Below are 17,694 nucleotides of genomic sequence, written 5' to 3' on the forward strand. Positions count from 1 at the left end.
CACCTTGAAGGTATTACTTTAATTTAAAATTGACGAGATAATTCCGCCAAACCAATAGTGATTAAAACTGCCCAGGAGTCTTCATGGATGCCCTTAGTCGATTACTCATGCTTAACGACCCGCAAGGCTCGATCGATCAAAACTGTTTGTTGAGCAGAAACTGGCAACTGCCGCATGCGGCGGGCGAGCTATCCGTTATCCGCTGGCATACAGTCACTCAGGGAGCAGCCCAACTTGACATGCCTGACGGGACATCTTTCACCCTGCGGCCAGGGACTCTTGTTATCCTGCCGCAGAACTCCGCCCATCGACTTTGCCAGTCCGGGGATGAACAAACGCATATCGTTTGCGGTAGCCTGCGACTGCACGCCACCTCACGCTATTTTTTAACCGCGCTACCGGAAGCACTGATTCTGGCGCCTGAAGAAAAGAGTCCCGTCAGCCATTGGCTCAAGGCCGTGATTGCGCTATTACAACAGGAATCCATTAGTGGGCTGCCGGGTTCCAGCGCTGTATGCAGCCAACAATGCGCCACGCTGTTCGCCTTAGCCGTTCGTGAGTGGTTAACCAGTGCATCGCCCGCACAAAACGTGTTGAATTTACTGCTGCACCCCAAACTCGGATCTGTGGTGTTTTTGATGCTCGAATCACCGTCCTTTGCATGGACCGTCGAAGAGCTGGCGAAGCGCGTACACATGTCGCGGGCCAGCTTTGCGCAATTATTCCGTGAAGTGTCAAACTCCACACCGATGGCAGTGTTAACCACTTTGCGCCTGCAATTCGCCGCTCAGATGTTGTCACGCGGATCGCAACCATTGATTGTGGTAGCTGAATCGGTGGGCTACGCCAGCGAGTCATCGTTTTATAAAGTCTTTCTACGCGAATTCGGCTGTACGCCGGGCGAGTACCGCAAACGCGTGAAAGCGCTGGAAGCATAGAGCTACGCCTGCTTCGGGGTACAAACCGAAGACAGGCGTATGATTGAGAAGGTTACTTTTGCTTGCGATGCCTGTGCAGCCACATCAGCTTATACGCAGCCGGAATGATAAATAGCGACAACAGCGGCGCGGTGATCATGCCGCCAATCATCGGCGCGGCTATGCGGCTCATCACTTCTGACCCGGCTCCCGTCCCCCACAAGATGGGCAACAGACCGGCGATAATCACCGCCACGGTCATCGCTTTCGGGCGCACGCGCAGTACAGCGCCGTGATATAACGCTTCATCCAGTTTATCCGCCGTAAAGGTTTGCGGGTTTTCCAGCGCAGGCTCTGCTTCAATGGCGTGACGCAGATACATCAGCATCACCACGCCAAACTCTGCGGCCACGCCGGCCAACGCAATAAACCCGGTTCCGGTCGCGACCGACATATGGAACCCCATCCAGTAGAGGAACCAGATGCCCCCTACCAGGGCAAAGGGGACGCTGGTGATAATCAACAGCGCTTCGCCAAAGCGACGGAAAGCCAGATAAAGCAGGACGAAGATAATCATCAGCGTCATCGGCACCATCAATTTGAGCTTATGGCTGGCGCGTTCAAGCAGTTCGAACTGCCCGGAGAACGCCACGCTGGTCCCCGGCTTTAACTGCACCTTTTCCGCGATCGCTTTTTGCAGATCGTTCACCACCGAAACCATGTCACGATCGCGGGCATCGATGTAAATCCAACTGGTGGGTCGCGCATCTTCTGTTTTTAACATTGACGGCCCAGAAACGACCGTGACATCCGCCACATCAGCCAGCGTGATTTGCTGTTTCATGGGGGTCAGAATGGGCAGATTACGCAGCGCTTGCGGGCTGTCGCGATAGCTCTGCGCATAGCGAAGGTTGATAGGATAACGCGCGATCCCTTCTACCGTTTCGCCCACCATCGCGCCCCCCACAGCGGAGGTCACAAACAGCTGTACATCGCCAACGGTCATGCCATAACGAGCCGCTTTCTCACGATTAATATCCACATTGAGATAGCGTCCCCCTACCAGACGCTCAGCTAACGCAGAGGCGACGCCTGGCACGGTTCTGGCCACCTCTTCAATTTGTTCCGCCGTCGCATCGATATCAGCCAGCACGTTACCTGACACTTTAATCCCGATAGGGCTTTTTATCCCGGTAGAGAGCATGTCGATACGGTTACGAATTGGTGGCACCCACAGATTCGCCAGCCCCGGCAAGCGCACGGTTTTATCCAGCTCGGCGATGATTTTGTCCATCGTCATACCCGGACGCCACTGATCCTGCGGCTTCAGTTGGATCGTCGTTTCAACCATTTCCAGCGGTGCGGAATCAGTTGCGGTTTCCGCTTTACCGGTTTTACCAAATACGCGCGCCACTTCAGGAACGGTCATGATCAGCTTATCGGTTTTTTGCAGCATGTCCGCCGCCTGCGCCGCCGAGATCCCCGGTAGTGTCGAAGGCATATACAGCAAATCGCCTTCATTAATCTGCGGCAGGAATTCACCACCGACTTTATTCAACGGGTAGATAACCGTCAGTATTGACAGCACCGCTACCAGGAGAGTGGTTTTGGGCCAGTGCAGCACCTTCAGCAATAGCGGATGGTAAATACGGATCAGAAAGCGGTTAAGCGGGTTACTGCTTTCCGCCGGTATTTTTCCGCGGATCCAGAATCCCATCAGGATCGGAATAACCACAATAGCCAGAAATGCCGCGCCCGCCATGGCATAGGTTTTGGTGAACGCCAGCGGACCAAACAGCCGCCCTTCCTGCCCTTCAAGGGTGAAAATAGGGATAAACGACAACGTAATTATCAGCAGGCTGATAAACAATGCCGGGCCGACTTCCACCGAGGCGTCAGTAATGACCTTCCAGCGCGTGGCGTTATCCAGCGTTTCACCCGGATGTTGATGCCCCCACTCTTCCAGCCGCTTATGGGCATTCTCAATCATCACGATTGCCGCATCAACCATCGCCCCGACGGCAATGGCAATTCCCCCGAGCGACATAATATTGGCGTTCAGCCCCTGGAAATGCATCACGATAAACGCGATACACAGCCCCAACGGCAGGGAAATAATCGCCACCAATGCCGAACGCAGATGCCACAGGAACAGCGCGCACACCAGCGCAACGACGATAAACTCCTCCAGTAGCTTGTAGCTCAGGTTATCAATGGCGCGATCGATAAGCTGACTGCGATCGTATGTTGTAACTACCTCAACGCCTTCCGGCAGGCTGCTTTTCAGGGTGTCGAGTTTGGCTTTAACGGCGGAGATCACCTCACGCGCATTTTTACCGGAGCGCAGGATAACCACCCCGCCCGCCACTTCGCCTTCGCCGTTCAGCTCGGCGATCCCGCGGCGCATTTCCGGTCCAATCTGAACGCGTGCCACATCGCGCAGATAAACCGGTACACCGTCGGCCCCGGTTTTCAGGACGATATTATTGAAATCATCAAGTGTTTGCAGATAGCCACTGGCGCGCACCATATATTCGGCTTCAGCCATCTCCACCGACGAGCCGCCCGCTTCCTGATTTGACGTATCCAGCGCAGATTTCACCTCCGCCAGGCTGATGCCATATTGCGTCAGCTTCATCGGGTCGATAACCACCTGGTACTGTTTAACCACGCCGCCCACCGAGGCCACTTCCGCCACGTTAGGAATCGTTTTTAACTCATATTTTAAAAACCAGTCCTGAAGAGAACGTAATTCCGCGAGGTCATGTTTTCCGCTGCGATCCACCAGCGCATATTCAAAGATCCAGCCGACGCCCGTGGCGTCCGGTCCCATTTCGGCACTAACGCCTGCCGGCAATTTTCCCTGCACCTGGTTGAGATATTCCAGTACGCGCGAGCGTGCCCAGTAAGGATCGGTGCCATCCTCGAAAATGACGTACACATAGGAATCGCCAAACTGCGAGAAGCCGCGCACCGTCTTCGCGCCCGGTACCGACAGCATGGTGGTGGTCAGCGGGTAAGTGACCTGATTCTCGACGATTTGCGGCGCCTGTCCGGGGTAGCTGGTTTTGACTATCACCTGGACATCAGAGAGATCGGGCAGCGCATCAACCGGGGTGTTAATGATGGTCCAGGTTCCCCAGATGCTGAGAAACAGCGCCCCCATCATCACCAGGAAGCGGTTTGCCACTGAACGGCGGATAATCCATTCAATCATTTATCATGTCCTCAATGTGAATGGGTCGCCTGGGCTGGCATCGCGCCTGCGTCTTGCGCACCACTGTGCTGGGCGCGCATACGGTCAAGGGCGCCAGAAATATTCGCCTCGGAGTCAATCAGGAACAGGCCGCTGGACACCACTTTTTCACCTTCGGCCAGGCCTGAGCGAATAGCCGTCAGCCCCTGAGATTCATGGAATACAGCAACCTGCTTCGGCACAAATCGACCTTCATGATCAACGGTAATCACCCGCTGTTCGGTACCCGTATCAATTAACGCTTTAGACGGGATCAGCAGCATCGGCTCGCTTTGCGTTTTCAATTGCAGGTAAGCATTCATTCCAGGCTTGAGCGCTTCGTCGGGGTTATCAACCTGCAAACGCAGCTGGAGGGTACGCGTGGTAGCATCAACGCTTGGCAAAATACTCCACTTACTGATGGTGAATGGCTTATCCGGCCAGGCAGGAACAGTGATGCGAAATTGCGAGGCATCTTTAATCAGCCAGGCAATAGATTCCGGGACCGACGCGCTGACCCATACCGGATCCATTCCCTGAATTTTCGCGACCACATTGTCTTTAGAAATATTCATGCCGGTACGCAAATCGAATGCGGTGATCACCCCATCAATGGGGGCTTTCAGGGTAAAGCGGGTCTGAATTTTACGCGTCGACTTTAAACGCTGGATATCCGCTTCCGGCATACCGGCAAGGCGTAATCGCTCCAGAATCCCTTCCACCTGCGTCGCGCTGCCGCCGGTCTCGCGCAGCAGCAAATATTCGCTCTGCGCCTCAACCCAGTCAGGAATCGTCAGGTCAATGAGCGGAGAACCCTTCTTGATTTTGTCACCCACAGTGAGCGGGTAAACCTTCTCGATAAAGCCAGCGGAGCGTGCCTGGACAATAACAAACTGGTATTCGTTATAGCTCACGTTAGCCGGGAAAGTTTGCGCATAGTGCAGTGGTCCCCGACGCACGGGTTCCGTTTTTAGCCCCAGATTCTGGGTCTGAGTGGGATCGATGCGCACGCCAGGTGCTGACGCGCTTGCGGTCTCTTCATCGGCATATTTCGGGATTAAATCCATATCCATGAACGGCGATTTGCCCGGCTTGTCAAAACGCGTATTCGGATACATGGGGTCATACCAGAACAGAACTTTTCTGGCTTCTTTTGGCGAAGCCTGTCCGGTTTCGGTCGATACTTTTGCGGATGAATAATAAGTATAAACACCGACAGAAATAATCCCACCTGCAATCATGCCAGCGAGAATAAGCGCGGTATTTTTAATATTTAAAGACGCCATAATGATTTCCATTGCGCGATAATCTCACCCGCGCTCGCAAGAACCCGGGCAAGAATTAAAGAGACCAGCGAGAACGTTATTTACTGATGTGAATATCGCGTAACACAGAGAGATTTCCCTGTTGAACAAACGTAAACGCGACCTTATCGCCCGGTTTAATATCGTCAGCCCTGGTGTCGGCCACCAGCGTAAAACGCATCGTCATCGCCGGCCAGTTCACCGCCGGAATAGGATCATGTTTAATCGTGACTTTTTTACTTTCCATATCAACAGCTTCAATCACTCCAGTCGCGCTAATGCGTTGTTCCTGTTGAGCCGCCGGCTGCATACTCATCATCTCGCCATGTTGATGCTCATTGGCCTGAGCGTTAAATATGACCACAGAGAAAAGGCTTAACAGCACGGCTTTGGCGGTAGTATTCATAGTTGATGCTCCTGAAAAGTTAATATTAAGGTTTACTCCACCCAACCGCCGCCTAAGGCAGCAAACAGCTTAATTTCATTAACCTGCTGGGCGTAATTAAGATCGAGCAGCGATTGCTGCGTGGCAAATAAAGAACGTTCGGCGTCCAGAACTTCGATATAGCTAACCGCGCCATTCTGATACAGCGCTCTGGCACGTTGTAGGGTGATTTGCAATGACGTCAGGTAGCGCTGCTGGCCGCTAATTTGATCGGCAATGCTTTGACGCAACGCCAGCGCATCGGCCACCTCTTTAAATGCGCCCTGAATTTTTTGTTCGTAATTCACCACCGACTGCTGTTGGCGAATTTCAGCCAGATCAAGATTGGACTGATTACGTCCGGCGTTAAAAATTGGAATATCTATTTTGGGGACAAAATTCCACATGCCGCTGGCAGCATTAAACAAGCTGGAGAGATCGCTGCTGCTACTGGACACGGAGCTGGTCAGAGTAATCGACGGGAAAAATGCCGCCCGCGCGGCACCGATATTGGCATTCGCCGCCATTAATCCGTGCTCAGCTTCCATAATATCCGGACGCTGTAACAGTATTTGCGACGAGAGTGATGGCGGCAGCGTAACCGGTTTAATATCTCCGCGACTGCGCGCCCTATCGTCGGGTAATTTTCCGTAGGTACCCAGCAACAGTTGCAGCGCGTTGTTGGCCTGCGCCAGTTCACCTTTACGCTTCGCGATTTCGCTGCGCGTACTTTCAATCACGCCCCGCGCCTGTTCCAGCGCCAGTACATTAGTGCTACCGGTGACCAGTTGTTTTTCAACAAAGGCGTAGGAACGCTGATAGTTTTGCAGCGTTTCTTCGGCAATTTGCAGTTGTGCATAAGCCAGACGCTGATTGAAATAACTTTGCGACACGTTAGAGATTAATGAGATATGTATCGCCCGACGCGCCTCTTCGCTGGCAAAGAAATTCTGTCGATCGGCTTCACTCATATTTTTCAGCCGACCAAAAAAATCCAAATCGAAACTGAGATTCAGTCCGGCCTCGAATTCGCGATCGGTGCTGCTGTCGCCTTTTAATTTACCGCTGTAGGTACCGCTGGATCCTGCCGTAATTTGCGGATAGCGGTCAGCGTCCGTGACGCCATATTGCGCTCGCGCCTCCTGAACCTTCAGCACAGCCATACGCAAATCGCGGTTATTGGCCAGCGCCTCACCAATTAGCACCTTAACCTGGTCGTCAACGAAGAAGGTCCGCCAACCGGTGTCCTGATAATTCCCCGAGGCTGACACCAGCGCATTCTGGCTTAAGGAGAATTGCTGTGGCACCGGCAAAGCCGGGCGCTGATAGTCCGGCGCTAATGAACAACCGGCGAGAACGAATATAGCGCTGAGGGTAAGAAGCTTAAATTTGCTCATAGTTCTTCACGTCCTGACCGGACTGATGACCCTAAAATATGTAGGAATTTATAGGGTTGTACTTTAACGAAGTGACTCTGTTTAACCGGTGACAGGAAAATGACAAAACTGTCATTTTCCCAATAACCGATTGCTATCCGATCCCGCTTCCCTAGAATTGAAAGTCCGCACAAGCAGTGCGAGAAGGAGAATGCGATGAAGATTTTGATAGTCGAAGATGAGAAAAAAACCGGTGAATACCTGACGAAAGGCCTGACGGAAGCAGGTTTTGTCGTGGATTTGGCGGATAACGGCCTGAACGGGTACCACCTGGCGATGACCGGCGATTACGATCTGCTCATCCTCGACATCATGCTGCCGGATGTAAACGGCTGGGATATCGTACGCATGCTGCGTTGCGCCAATAAAGGCATGCCCATTCTTCTCCTCACTGCGCTGGGTACCATTGAACATCGGGTTAAAGGTCTGGAATTAGGCGCTGACGATTACCTGGTCAAACCGTTTGCCTTTGCCGAACTGTTGGCGCGGGTCAGAACGCTATTACGCCGGGGCGCGGCGGTAATTGTTGAAAGCCAGTTTCAGGTCGCAGATTTAATGGTTGATCTGGTGAGTAGAAAAGTCACCCGCAGCGGGGCGCGCATCACCCTGACCAGCAAAGAGTTTACGCTGCTTGAGTTTTTCCTGCGCCACCAGGGAGAAGTTTTACCCCGCTCGCTGATTGCCTCTCAGGTCTGGGATATGAATTTTGACAGCGATACCAACGCCATCGATGTCGCCGTTAAGCGTCTGCGCGCCAAAATCGATAATGACTTTGAGCCGAAACTGATTCAGACCGTGCGCGGCGTGGGATATATGCTTGAGGTTCCTGATGGCCAGTAAACGATGGCAACGCCCTTTTTCCCTTGCGACGCGACTGACCTTTTTCATCAGTCTGGCGACTATCGCTTCATTTTTCGCCTTCGCATGGATAATGATCCACTCAGTGAAAGTACATTTCGCCGAGCAGGACATCAATGATTTACAAGAGATCAGCGCCACGCTGGAGCGTATTCTTAATCAACCGAACGAATCTGAACCACGCCGACTGGAAACGCTAAAAAACGTCGTGGCAGGTTACTCGAACGTCATTATTTCTCTGGAAGATAGCAATCAGAAGGCTATTTTTCATTCACCTGACGCCCCGGATCTTCGGCAATTTATCGCCAGTGCAAGGCCGGATAAAAATGCCCAAGCCCGCGATGTCTTTATTATATCCGGCCCCATACTGCAAACGCCCAAACATACGCACGGTCAGATGACATCATCAAACTGGCGCATGATTCGTTTGCCTGTAGGCCAGCTTGCCGATGGAAAACCGGCATATACGCTGTACCTGGCATTATCGATCGATTTTCATCTGCACTATATTAATGACCTGAAAAACAAGCTGATTATGACGGCATCACTGATTAGCATGATGATTGTTTTTATCGTGCTGTTCGCCGTTTATAAAGGTCATGAACCGATCCGTAATGTCAGTCGCCGCATCCAAAATATCACCTCGAAAGATCTCGACGTACGCCTTGATCCGCAAACCGTGCCTATTGAACTGGAACAGTTGGTAAGTTCGTTTAATCACATGATCGAACGCATCGAGGATGTTTTTAAACGTCAGTCGAACTTCTCGGCAGATATTGCCCATGAGATCCGCACCCCAATTACCAACCTGGTCACGCAAACGGAAATTGCGCTAAGCCAGATCCGCAGCCAAAAAGAGCTGGAGGACGTGCTGTATTCCAATCTCGAAGAATTTGGCCGGATGTCGAAGATGGTGAGTGACATGCTGTTTCTGGCGCAAGCGGATAACAATCAACTGATCCCGGAAAAGACCGCGCTCAATCTGGCTGATGAGGTCAGTAAAGTGTTCGACTTTTTCGAAGCCTGGGCAGAAGAGCGTGAGGTTGGTTTACGCTTTGAGGGGCGCGAATGTTGGGTATCGGGCGATCCGTTAATGTTACGCCGGGCAATGAGTAATCTGCTTTCAAACGCCATGCGTTACACGCCAAAAGGCGAGTCAGTGACCGTGCGGGTGAAAGAGGCCGATGAACAGGTGCAGATAGTCGTTGAAAACCCTGGCCCGCCAATTCCTCCGCAACATCTTCCGCGACTGTTTGACCGATTCTATCGGGTAGATCCTTCCCGGCAACGTAAGGGAGAAGGCAGCGGCATTGGCCTTGCGATCGTGAAATCGATAGTCATTGCCCATCAGGGAAACGTTGCGGTGACATCTGATTCACATGCCACCCGCTTTATTCTGACGCTGCCCCGGCATGCAATTTAATCTCTGCTGATGACGGTTAAGTGTTTCCTGTTCTCTGACACAACCGTCATATTCCTGTCACGTCACTGACAGCGCGTGCTAATTATAATTTCTTCCGTAAACCCACACAGGAGAAATATGATGAATAAGATGTCCTCTTTTTTAGCTATCGCATTTTTTATCTCAGCAGGCGTTAATGCAGCCGAAACGTCACCCCATGCACAATCATTTTCGCAAATGAATGAACATGAAAAAGCGATGGTAGTACATCAGTCGACAAATAATGCTCATTCCTATGCCCATGAGCAGCAGGCCCAAAAACATCGTGCGCAGGCAAACAGTACGCAATAACGGATAACGCCAAAGGGCGCTGCGATCACAGCGCTCTCAAAAGCTGTGCGTTACAGTATGCCGTTTTAATACTGGAGTCAGGCATGGCTTTAACCCTCACGGTGTTGCTTGAAAACCGGCGCGCTGCTGGCGCAGATAAATCATTACGGGCAAAACCCGGATTAAGTCTGTTAATTCAGGATGAAACCAGCACCATACTGTTTGATACCGGGCCGGATGACAGCTTCATTCTAAACGCCGCGCAAATGGGGATCGACCTGACGCAATTAACCGCCGTGGTGCTGTCACACGGTCATTACGATCATTGTGGCGGCGTCCCCTGGCTTGCCGATAACAGCCGTATTATTTGCCATCCTCAAATAGCCTGTGAGCGTTACGCGTCGATAACGCTTGCGGGAAAGCCGCGACAAATTAAAAAACTCTCCCGCGATAACGACTACTCTCGTCTGAATATGGAATACACCCGCGAACCGTTGGCGATTAGCGATCGTTTTTTGTGGTCCGGGGAAATTAGCGTATCCACACCGCAGGCCTACGGTGTTATTCGCGAGAAAACACCTCAGCCGGATTACATCAGCGATGAAGGCGTATTGATCTATAAATCTGACCGTGGGCTGGTGATCATTACCGGTTGCGGGCACCGGGGAATAGAAAATATCGTCCGCCATTGCCAGAACATCACCGGCATTCGCAAAATTCACGCCCTCATCGGTGGGTTCCATTTACGCGCCGCCTCTCCCGCTAAACTGTGGCGGACGCGGCAATTTATTAAGCAGCAGCAACCGGAAAAACTGCTCGGCTGTCATTGTACCGGTTCGTGGGGACGGTTGTGGCTACCGGGAACAAAAGCCCCGGCAACGGGGGATGTCATCGTGCTGGCGAACTAAAGGCGGTAAAACGTGGCCCACATCTGCATTAGAAAACGGGAACTTACGTTCCCCGTTTATCATTGACGACAATTATGCACGTAACCTTGATCTGGTCACTTATTATACAGAGACAACCTTGGGTACACTCAGGATAGAGGTAAACAAACAGGAGGTAGTGAATATGTATCGCTCAATTCTGGTGCCCATTGATATCTCTGAAGCCGATTTAACCCGCCATGTTGTGCCGCAGGTTCAGGCGCATGCCAAAACCGCCAAGGTCCATTTTCTGGCCGTTATTCCTACCGTTCCGTTCTATGCCTCGCTGGGGCTGGCCTACTCAAGCGAATTCCCGGATCGCAGTGGTCTGCAGGCCAAGGCCAGCGAAAAACTCGAAGAGATTGTTAAGCAATTCAACATTCCTGCTGGCAGGAGTCAAATCCACGTCGTTTACGGCCCACCGAAGGATCAGATCCTCAAACTGGCGGAAGCGGTTGACGCCGAACTTATCGTCATCGCCTCGCATAAGCCTGGTTTTAGCACCTACCTGCTGGGTTCAACGGCTTCTGCCGTAGTCCGCCATGCGAAATGTCCGGTGCTGGTTGTACGGTGACACTGGCTAACATAATAAAAACGGGAGTAAATTTACTCCCGTTTTTTTCCGACTAAGGTCAGCACTCAGTGCTGATTATCCAGCCTGACCAATGCCAGCAACAGCTGGCTCAGCGCACCATAAAACCCAAAATCATCATAGCGACAGCATTTAGCGGTGAATTCCGGTAACCAGCGTAACAACCCCGCCAGCGTTTCTCTGCGCAGCGCGTCAATTTGCTGATGACGCAAGCCAGCTTCAGCCAGTGAAAAATGCAGATGGCTCAGCAGTTCGACGAAAATCGCCAGGTGATCGGCTGACTCGCTAAACGTATTGCTGACCTGCATGCCCGCATCAGATAACAGTTGTTTAATGACGCCGTAGTTCGATCCCCCTTCGAGATGAGCCGACGCATAGGGTAACGCCGCGTGTTTGTCCGACATCAGAAACAGACTGCAAAAATCAGCTGCCAGTTCCAGAGTGACGTCTTCACGCATCTTAAGCGCCGCAATTTTTTCCTCCAGCAGAAGTACTTCCGCCTCAAGCGATGGCTCACCTTTTAGCAACGCAAACCACTCCGCCATTTCGCTGGAATGCAACTGTTCCAGGCTTTCGTCATCGCGCTCACGGGAAAACAACTGCGCCAGCCAGGCGTAAACGCAGGCCATCTGCTCTGGTGTCAGGGAAGAGTCTTTCATTATGACCTCCCCTGCTCTGCCGGAACATATTCGCACTGCGCCACCATTTTTATCGGGCCGCTGAATGCCGTCACATTCGCCAGCTTGCCGGTATATTTCTCGATTTCCACCAGCGCAGTATGGGCACTGGTGGCTTGTGCCAATTGAGACGTGCCGATATCTATCGTTAACACGTTCGGGTTGCCGTATTTGCACAGTGCCCCGATTTCTCCGCCGTTCTCCGGATCGTACCAGGCGCCTTCATGAATACGCACGACGCCTGGCGAGTAGAGATCGGAGACAACTGCCCCGGCGAGCACTTGTCCACGCGCATTAAATACACGGACGATATCACCATTGCGAATCCCTCTTGCACTGGCATCCTGCGGGTTGATAAACACCGGTTCTTTGCCACTTACCGCATAATGCTTACGTAGCGCTTCAGATTCACAAAGCTGCGAATGCAGACGGAAGTCCGGGTGGACGGATTGCAGATGCAGCGGCCAACGCTGCGACCCCGGCCCGCCGTGTGATCGTTCGATTTTCTCAAACCACATCGGATGCCCCTGGCAGTCGTCATACTGCATATCGGCAATAGTTTTCGAGAAAATTTCGATCAAACCGCTTGGTGTCCCCAGCGGCTCAAGATCGGGATCTTCGCGGAATGCCTGATGTCGAACAAACATCTGTGGATGCTCGAACTCAACGTACTCCTGCTGATTCCAGAAGACGTCAAATGCCGGGAGATGAACGCCGCGCCCTTTCCCCTGCTGGCTTCCTTCCTGCCAGATCCGCTTCAACCACCCCATCTCATCCAATCCTTCGGTGAAGGCCTCTTCACGATTAAAGCGGCGGCAAAGATCGCGGAAAATATCGAAATCATTACGCGCTTCAAATTGCGGCTGTACCAGCTGTTTCATGGCGATAATGCCGCGGTTGGAGTGGTTGCCATACTGGTCGAGATCGTTACGTTCAAATTGCGTCGTCGCAGGCAATACAATGTCGGCGAAGCGACAGGTCGAGGTCCACTGATTATCAATAGCGATAACGGTTTCCAGCTTCCGCCAGCCCTCAATAATGCGGTTGATCTGCTGGTGGCGATGAAAAGGATTGGTCCCGGCGAAAACGCACATCTTCAACGGCGGCAGTTTCACCGTTTTACCGTTCCAGTTAATTTGCTTGCCCGGCTCCAGTATCGCATCAATAAAACGTGCAATAGGGATGGTGCTGCTATAGCCCTTATAATCGGTGCTGTCATGTATCGGAGGAACGGTGGTGGAGCCAGAAAAACCACTCAGAATTACCCCCTTACGGCCTGGCGTACCCGCGCCGTTATAGTGCCAGCCAAAACCAAAGCCCCCGCCGGGTAAACCGATTTGTCCGAGCATTGAAGCCAGCACCACAATCATCCACGCCCATTGCTCCCCATGCTGCATGCGCTGGACGCACCAGCCGGCAATAATTTGCGTTCTCCCCCCCGCCATCTGCCGTGCCAGTTCACGAATCGTGTCGGCATCGATCCCACATATCTTTTCCGCCCACAGGGCATCTTTAGGCTGCCCGTCACTTTCTCCCAGCAGATAAGGCAGAAACTGTTCAAACCCCACGCAGTAGTTATCGAGAAAATGCGGGTCATAGAGCTTCTCGGTATAGAGCGTGTGCGCCAACGCCAACTGTAGCGGCACATCAGCCTGCGGATTTACGGCAATGTGTTTAACTTTATCACGACCCAGATAGTCATGAGTCGAGGTGACGACCGGGTCAATACTGATGACAGAGATCTCGCCACGCGCCACTTTTTCCTTCAACTGCTCGTAGTATTCATAGACATCATGATCCGGACACCACCAGTTCGCCTGCTGGTTTTTGATCAGATCGGAGCCCCACAGCACAATGGTTTTGCTGTTCTTCAACACCAATGGCCAGGAGGTTTGTTGCTCATACACCTCCATTGAACCCACCACCCGCGGCAGGATCACCTGAGCGGCGCCGGTGGAATAGTCTCCCCCGGTACCCACGCTGTTGCCGTGCAGCGCAATGGCGCGCGCCAGCATACCGGAAGCGTTATGGAACATGCCGGTTGATTGCCAACCGCTGGCCGTAAGCAGCGCGCTTGGACCATAGGTCTTCTGAATGCGCTCCAGCTCCTGATAGAAGAAGTCCAGCGCTTCATCCCAGGAAACGCGCACAAAGCGGTTATCGCCGCGCTGTGTGGTATCGCTCTGGTGTCGTTTACGTAACCAGTCAACGCGCACCATCGGATAACGGATACGCGCGCCACCGTGTACATGATCCGGCAGTCCGGCGATCATTTTGGACGGGTACTTATCACGCTCAAACGGCTTCGCCTCGATAAAACGCCCATCAACCACGGTGGCACGGATTGCTCCCCAGTGAGAACCGGTCAAAATTCCCTCTTTAACACCCGTTCCCTGTACCCCGGCGGCACTGGCGCTACGCGGTGTGAGTAGAGAGGGGCCTACCATACCGGCTACGGTCAAACCGCCCAATTGCAGCAGGAAACGTCGGCGAGATGCCTGAAAGAGATCGTTATTTTTCATTGCTTTCTCCCGTAGCGCTATGTGGCTTGTCGGTGGTGTCAGAGGCATTCATCTGCAGATATTTCAGCAAGGTACGTTCTTCGCGTTTATCCAGACTGGTAAACCCAATCATGCCGTTCAACGTGCCAATCCAGCCGTTGGCGTCAAAGTGTTCTTTCTCTGGGGCGCCGTGGCACTGGTTACAGGTTCCGTTATAGAGTGAGTCGGCATAGGCCCAAATCGGCTTGATGTCGTTAACCATATCGCCCTTGTGCATCCAGGCGGTGGCTTGCAACTTACTCCACGGCGTATTCGTTTCCGCGACGGTGGTTTGCTCCAGCATTTTCACGTGCTGCTGGATATCACCGCGAATAGAAGCCACAAAAATGCGCTTACCCGGCAGTTGCGCCAACACGCGCTGACGTCCGTTACTCTCGGTCCAGCCCACAATTTCGATTTGCAGCCAGTCGCCGTCACGCTTTAACACTTTGACTTCAGAGGCGGGCAGCAGTGAGCCTGCGGGTTCTTTATCACCTTTCGCGGCATACAGAGGTTTGATGTCAAGGGAGTAGAGCGTATCGCCATCATCATTCGCACTGGCGCGAAGCGCATCAAACTGCTTGCGGAAACCGCTGCTCATGTCGGGAAGTTGGTGCGCAATGCCTTTATGGCAGTCGATACAGGACTGGTTATCCTTCGCCGCAATTTTCATCTGGCGTGCGGCTTCAGGATGCTGTTTAGCATGGTCCATCGCATCATAGTTATGACAGGAACGACAGGTTGCGGAGTTGTTCTCTTTCATTCGCGCCCATTCGCGCTCCGCCAGCTCGGCGCGTTTGGCTTCGAATTTCTCAGGCGTATCAATAGAGTGGGCAACAAAGGTCTGGTAGATATCGTTGCTGGCCTCCAGCTTACGTTTCACCATACCAGGGATATCTGATGGAATGTGGCAATCGTGACACTCTGCGCGCACCCCGGAGGCATTCTGAAAATGCACCGACTGTTTATATTCTTCATAAACCGGCTGCATGCTGTGGCAACTCACGCAAAACTCGGTTGAACTGGTTAATTTAATGCCAACGTGCGGTAAGACGATCAGCGCGATGCCGACCACAATTCCGATAACGACCAGCGCCAACACTGACCAACGTGCGCTCGGTCTGAGCAGCGCCCTCCATAGTTTCCGCATAATAGCCCCTGTAATTATATGGTTTAGTTACAGAGGATCTTATTTCCCAAATGTGAACAGCAACACTGGTCAGGATGAATGGCTTACGGCACAATGTGAACAGATATGAACAGAAAGAGACAGCAACCAGGATGTCGCATCACATTGTCATTGTTGAAGATGAGCCGGTCACCCAGGCGCGGTTACAGGCTTACTTCAAACAGGAAGGTTATCACGTCTCAGTCACCGCCAGCGGAGCCGGTCTGCGTGAAATCATGTCGCTACACCCTGTCGATTTGATTCTGTTAGACATCAATCTCCCGGACGAAAATGGCTTAATGCTGACGCGCGCCCTGCGCGAACGCTCAACGGTGGGCATCATTCTGGTGACGGGTCGCAGCGACCAAATCGACCGTATCGTTGGCCTGGAAATGGGGGCAGATGATTATGTCACTAAACCGTTAGAGCTACGTGAACTGGTGGTTCGGGTAAAAAATTTGCTCTGGCGGATCGATCTTGCCCGCCAGACGCAGCCGGAGACCAAAGACAACTGCTATCAGTTTGCCGGATATTGTCTGAATGTCTCCCGCCATACCCTGGAGCTTGGCGATGAAGCCATCAAACTCACCCGCGCCGAATATGAAATGCTGGTCGCCTTTGTCACTAATCCGGGGGAGATTCTCAGTCGGGAACGTTTATTACGCATGCTTTCCGCACGACGGGTAGATAATCCAGACTTACGCACCGTGGACGTTCTGATCCGCCGTTTGCGCCACAAGCTGCGGGCCGATTTGCTGGTGACACAGCACGGGGAAGGCTATTTTTTAGCAGCCGATGTGTACTGATACAGATAAACAGGGCGAAATCCACCGGGTGACAGTGAGCGCTGAACATGCCGGCTGTCCGCATTTTTCGACGTAAGCGCGAGGATCGGCGGACTGATATTTTCCGGCACCGACTGTCCTTGCAACACCCTGATAGCCTGCTGAATCGCCAGTTCGCCTTGCCAGACCATTTGATCGCTGGCAGCCATAATAATTCTTTCGCGTTTAAGCCCGCGATAAACCTGATGCGACAAATAAAAAGAGACCACGGTCAATGGCGTTCCCTGATTACGTCTCTCCCCCATCGCCGCTTCTGCCGCAATTGCCGTACCGGCAACCACATCGGCATCCGGGTGACGCTCAAGCATCTCCTGCAGCAGGTTACGCTGTATTTCAATATCATTATCACCCAACGCCATATCCACAATCTGTACCTGACTACCGGCAATCGCCTGGCGGAATCCATCCACCATTTCGCGGCTGCCGCCCGCGTCATCAGGGCCTGGCAATAATAAAACTTTTAGTGGTCTGCTACCGCTCCATTTAACCAGATAGCGACCTGGCTGATACCCCATCTGGAACCACGGCACACCAACCCGGGCTTTCACCGTTGCGTCATGTATCGCATTCACCACCTCAATAACCGGCAGCGTGCCCACCTGCGCCTGCAAATCCGGAAAAGTTGTCGTGCTACTGCCTAACAAAATGGCATCCGCGCCCCATTGCTGACACTGAGCGATTTGTGATTTTTGCGTGCTAAACTGGCGATACCCTCCCGCTTCAAACACCTTCAGGCTTACCCCATATTTTCTTGCGGCCTCAAGCATGCCGTAATTTACTGAAAGCCAATAGGAATCCTTCAGACTGGGATACAACGCGCACAGTTTCCATGCCTTGTTTGCCGTCACGGTCAGTTGCGATTGCGGGACAGCCTGCTGAGAATCCCGCCAGCGCAGCAATACGGACTCGGTCGCGTGTCCTAAGTCGGGAAAAAGTGTGATCAGCAGGAAAAGCAATACGCGCATGATAGCCTCATCATTGATAAGGCTTTATCCTAGTTGCTTTCCTCTTTTGGACTCAACCTTTTTAATCTGTGGCGA

General features: G+C 52.5%; 15 protein-coding genes. 7 read left to right on the forward strand and 8 right to left on the reverse strand.

The window, feature by feature from the left end:
• Positions 1 to 83: 83 nt before the first annotated feature.
• Positions 84 to 938, forward strand: coding sequence for a reactive chlorine-specific transcriptional regulator RclR (gene rclR / locus M4I31_RS17115; RefSeq protein ID WP_085047574.1), 855 nt, complete (start codon positions 84 to 86; stop codon positions 936 to 938).
• Between the two features lie 52 nt (positions 939 to 990).
• Here rclR and M4I31_RS17120 read toward each other — a convergent pair whose 3' ends face one another.
• The 4 genes from M4I31_RS17120 to M4I31_RS17135 all read right to left on the reverse strand — a co-directional run bounded on the left by M4I31_RS17120 (position 991) and on the right by M4I31_RS17135 (position 7,277).
• A complete protein-coding gene (locus M4I31_RS17120; RefSeq protein WP_110498597.1) occupies positions 991 to 4,134 on the reverse strand; it encodes a CusA/CzcA family heavy metal efflux RND transporter in 3,144 nt (1,047 codons plus the stop codon).
• An 11-nt stretch (positions 4,135 to 4,145) separates the two neighbouring features.
• On the reverse strand, positions 4,146 to 5,438 hold the full coding sequence (locus tag M4I31_RS17125; RefSeq protein ID WP_085047576.1) for an efflux RND transporter periplasmic adaptor subunit: 1,293 nt from the start codon (positions 5,436 to 5,438) through the stop codon (positions 4,146 to 4,148).
• Positions 5,439 to 5,514: 76 nt separating this feature from the next.
• On the reverse strand, positions 5,515 to 5,862 hold the full coding sequence (gene cusF, locus M4I31_RS17130) for a cation efflux system protein CusF (protein ID WP_069323108.1): 348 nt from the start codon (positions 5,860 to 5,862) through the stop codon (positions 5,515 to 5,517).
• A gap of 32 nt (positions 5,863 to 5,894) precedes the next feature.
• On the reverse strand, positions 5,895 to 7,277 hold the full coding sequence (locus tag M4I31_RS17135; protein ID WP_085047577.1) for an efflux transporter outer membrane subunit: 1,383 nt from the start codon (positions 7,275 to 7,277) through the stop codon (positions 5,895 to 5,897).
• A 195-nt stretch (positions 7,278 to 7,472) separates the two neighbouring features.
• On the opposite strand from M4I31_RS17135, the gene cusR reads away from it, so the two are divergent.
• The 5 genes from cusR (at position 7,473) to uspF (ending at position 11,406) form a co-directional block, all read left to right on the forward strand.
• Positions 7,473 to 8,156: a copper response regulator transcription factor CusR gene (gene cusR / locus M4I31_RS17140; protein WP_085047578.1), complete on the forward strand. Its 684-nt coding sequence runs from the start codon at positions 7,473 to 7,475 to the stop codon at positions 8,154 to 8,156.
• Complete coding sequence (locus M4I31_RS17145; RefSeq protein ID WP_085047579.1) at positions 8,146 to 9,597, forward strand: Cu(+)/Ag(+) sensor histidine kinase; 1,452 nt, start codon at positions 8,146 to 8,148, stop codon at positions 9,595 to 9,597. Before cusR ends, M4I31_RS17145 begins: the two co-directional genes overlap by 11 nt.
• Before the next feature lie 120 nt (positions 9,598 to 9,717).
• A complete protein-coding gene (locus tag M4I31_RS17150) occupies positions 9,718 to 9,927 on the forward strand; it encodes a hypothetical protein (protein ID WP_069323104.1) in 210 nt (69 codons plus the stop codon).
• A gap of 83 nt (positions 9,928 to 10,010) precedes the next feature.
• Entirely contained in the window at positions 10,011 to 10,814 is an 804-nt protein-coding gene (locus M4I31_RS17155) for an MBL fold metallo-hydrolase (RefSeq protein ID WP_085047580.1), read from the forward strand.
• Between the two features lie 163 nt (positions 10,815 to 10,977).
• A complete protein-coding gene (uspF, locus tag M4I31_RS17160; protein WP_038638520.1) occupies positions 10,978 to 11,406 on the forward strand; it encodes a universal stress protein UspF in 429 nt (142 codons plus the stop codon).
• A 65-nt stretch (positions 11,407 to 11,471) separates the two neighbouring features.
• On the opposite strand, the gene torD is transcribed toward uspF, so the two are convergent.
• The 3 genes from torD to torC are packed head-to-tail and all read right to left on the reverse strand — an operon-like array spanning position 11,472 to position 15,791.
• A complete protein-coding gene (torD, locus tag M4I31_RS17165; RefSeq protein WP_085047765.1) occupies positions 11,472 to 12,086 on the reverse strand; it encodes a molecular chaperone TorD in 615 nt (204 codons plus the stop codon).
• Positions 12,083 to 14,623: a trimethylamine-N-oxide reductase TorA gene (gene torA, locus M4I31_RS17170; RefSeq protein WP_085047581.1), complete on the reverse strand. Its 2,541-nt coding sequence runs from the start codon at positions 14,621 to 14,623 to the stop codon at positions 12,083 to 12,085. Before torA ends, torD begins: the two co-directional genes overlap by 4 nt.
• The gene (torC, locus tag M4I31_RS17175) at positions 14,613 to 15,791 is read right to left on the reverse strand and encodes a pentaheme c-type cytochrome TorC (protein WP_079225109.1); all 1,179 of its coding nucleotides are present in this window, start codon (positions 15,789 to 15,791) and stop codon (positions 14,613 to 14,615) included. The genes torA and torC overlap by 11 nt, the downstream gene beginning before the upstream one ends.
• A gap of 131 nt (positions 15,792 to 15,922) precedes the next feature.
• On the opposite strand from torC, the gene torR reads away from it, so the two are divergent.
• Positions 15,923 to 16,615 (forward strand): two-component system response regulator TorR, encoded by a 693-nt coding sequence (gene torR, locus M4I31_RS17180; RefSeq protein WP_085047582.1) that lies wholly within the window; start codon positions 15,923 to 15,925, stop codon positions 16,613 to 16,615.
• Here the strand turns inward: torR and torT are convergent.
• Positions 16,588 to 17,619 (reverse strand): TMAO reductase system periplasmic protein TorT, encoded by a 1,032-nt coding sequence (torT, locus tag M4I31_RS17185; RefSeq protein ID WP_085047583.1) that lies wholly within the window; start codon positions 17,617 to 17,619, stop codon positions 16,588 to 16,590. The two genes, torR and torT, sit on opposite strands and share 28 nt — an antisense overlap.
• Between the last annotated feature and the right edge of the window lie 75 nt (positions 17,620 to 17,694).

The organism is Citrobacter sp. XT1-2-2 (assembly GCF_023516235.1).
GTDB classification, from domain to species: domain Bacteria; phylum Pseudomonadota; class Gammaproteobacteria; order Enterobacterales; family Enterobacteriaceae; genus Citrobacter; species Citrobacter werkmanii.

Coding starts and splice junctions, on each gene's coding strand:
- M4I31_RS17125 (WP_085047576.1), bottom strand. CDS start 5,438: ATGGCGTCTTTAAATATTAAAAATACCGCGCTTATTCTCGCTGGCATG.
- cusR (WP_085047578.1), top strand. CDS start 7,473: ATGAAGATTTTGATAGTCGAAGATGAGAAAAAAACCGGTGAATACCTG.
- torC (WP_079225109.1), bottom strand. CDS start 15,791: ATGCGGAAACTATGGAGGGCGCTGCTCAGACCGAGCGCACGTTGGTCA.
- M4I31_RS17155 (WP_085047580.1), top strand. CDS start 10,011: ATGGCTTTAACCCTCACGGTGTTGCTTGAAAACCGGCGCGCTGCTGGC.
- torR (WP_085047582.1), top strand. CDS start 15,923: ATGTCGCATCACATTGTCATTGTTGAAGATGAGCCGGTCACCCAGGCG.
- torA (WP_085047581.1), bottom strand. CDS start 14,623: ATGAAAAATAACGATCTCTTTCAGGCATCTCGCCGACGTTTCCTGCTG.
- cusF (WP_069323108.1), bottom strand. CDS start 5,862: ATGAATACTACCGCCAAAGCCGTGCTGTTAAGCCTTTTCTCTGTGGTC.
- M4I31_RS17150 (WP_069323104.1), top strand. CDS start 9,718: ATGAATAAGATGTCCTCTTTTTTAGCTATCGCATTTTTTATCTCAGCA.
- torT (WP_085047583.1), bottom strand. CDS start 17,619: ATGCGCGTATTGCTTTTCCTGCTGATCACACTTTTTCCCGACTTAGGA.
- rclR (WP_085047574.1), top strand. CDS start 84: ATGGATGCCCTTAGTCGATTACTCATGCTTAACGACCCGCAAGGCTCG.
- M4I31_RS17120 (WP_110498597.1), bottom strand. CDS start 4,134: ATGATTGAATGGATTATCCGCCGTTCAGTGGCAAACCGCTTCCTGGTG.
- M4I31_RS17135 (WP_085047577.1), bottom strand. CDS start 7,277: ATGAGCAAATTTAAGCTTCTTACCCTCAGCGCTATATTCGTTCTCGCC.
- M4I31_RS17145 (WP_085047579.1), top strand. CDS start 8,146: ATGGCCAGTAAACGATGGCAACGCCCTTTTTCCCTTGCGACGCGACTG.
- uspF (WP_038638520.1), top strand. CDS start 10,978: ATGTATCGCTCAATTCTGGTGCCCATTGATATCTCTGAAGCCGATTTA.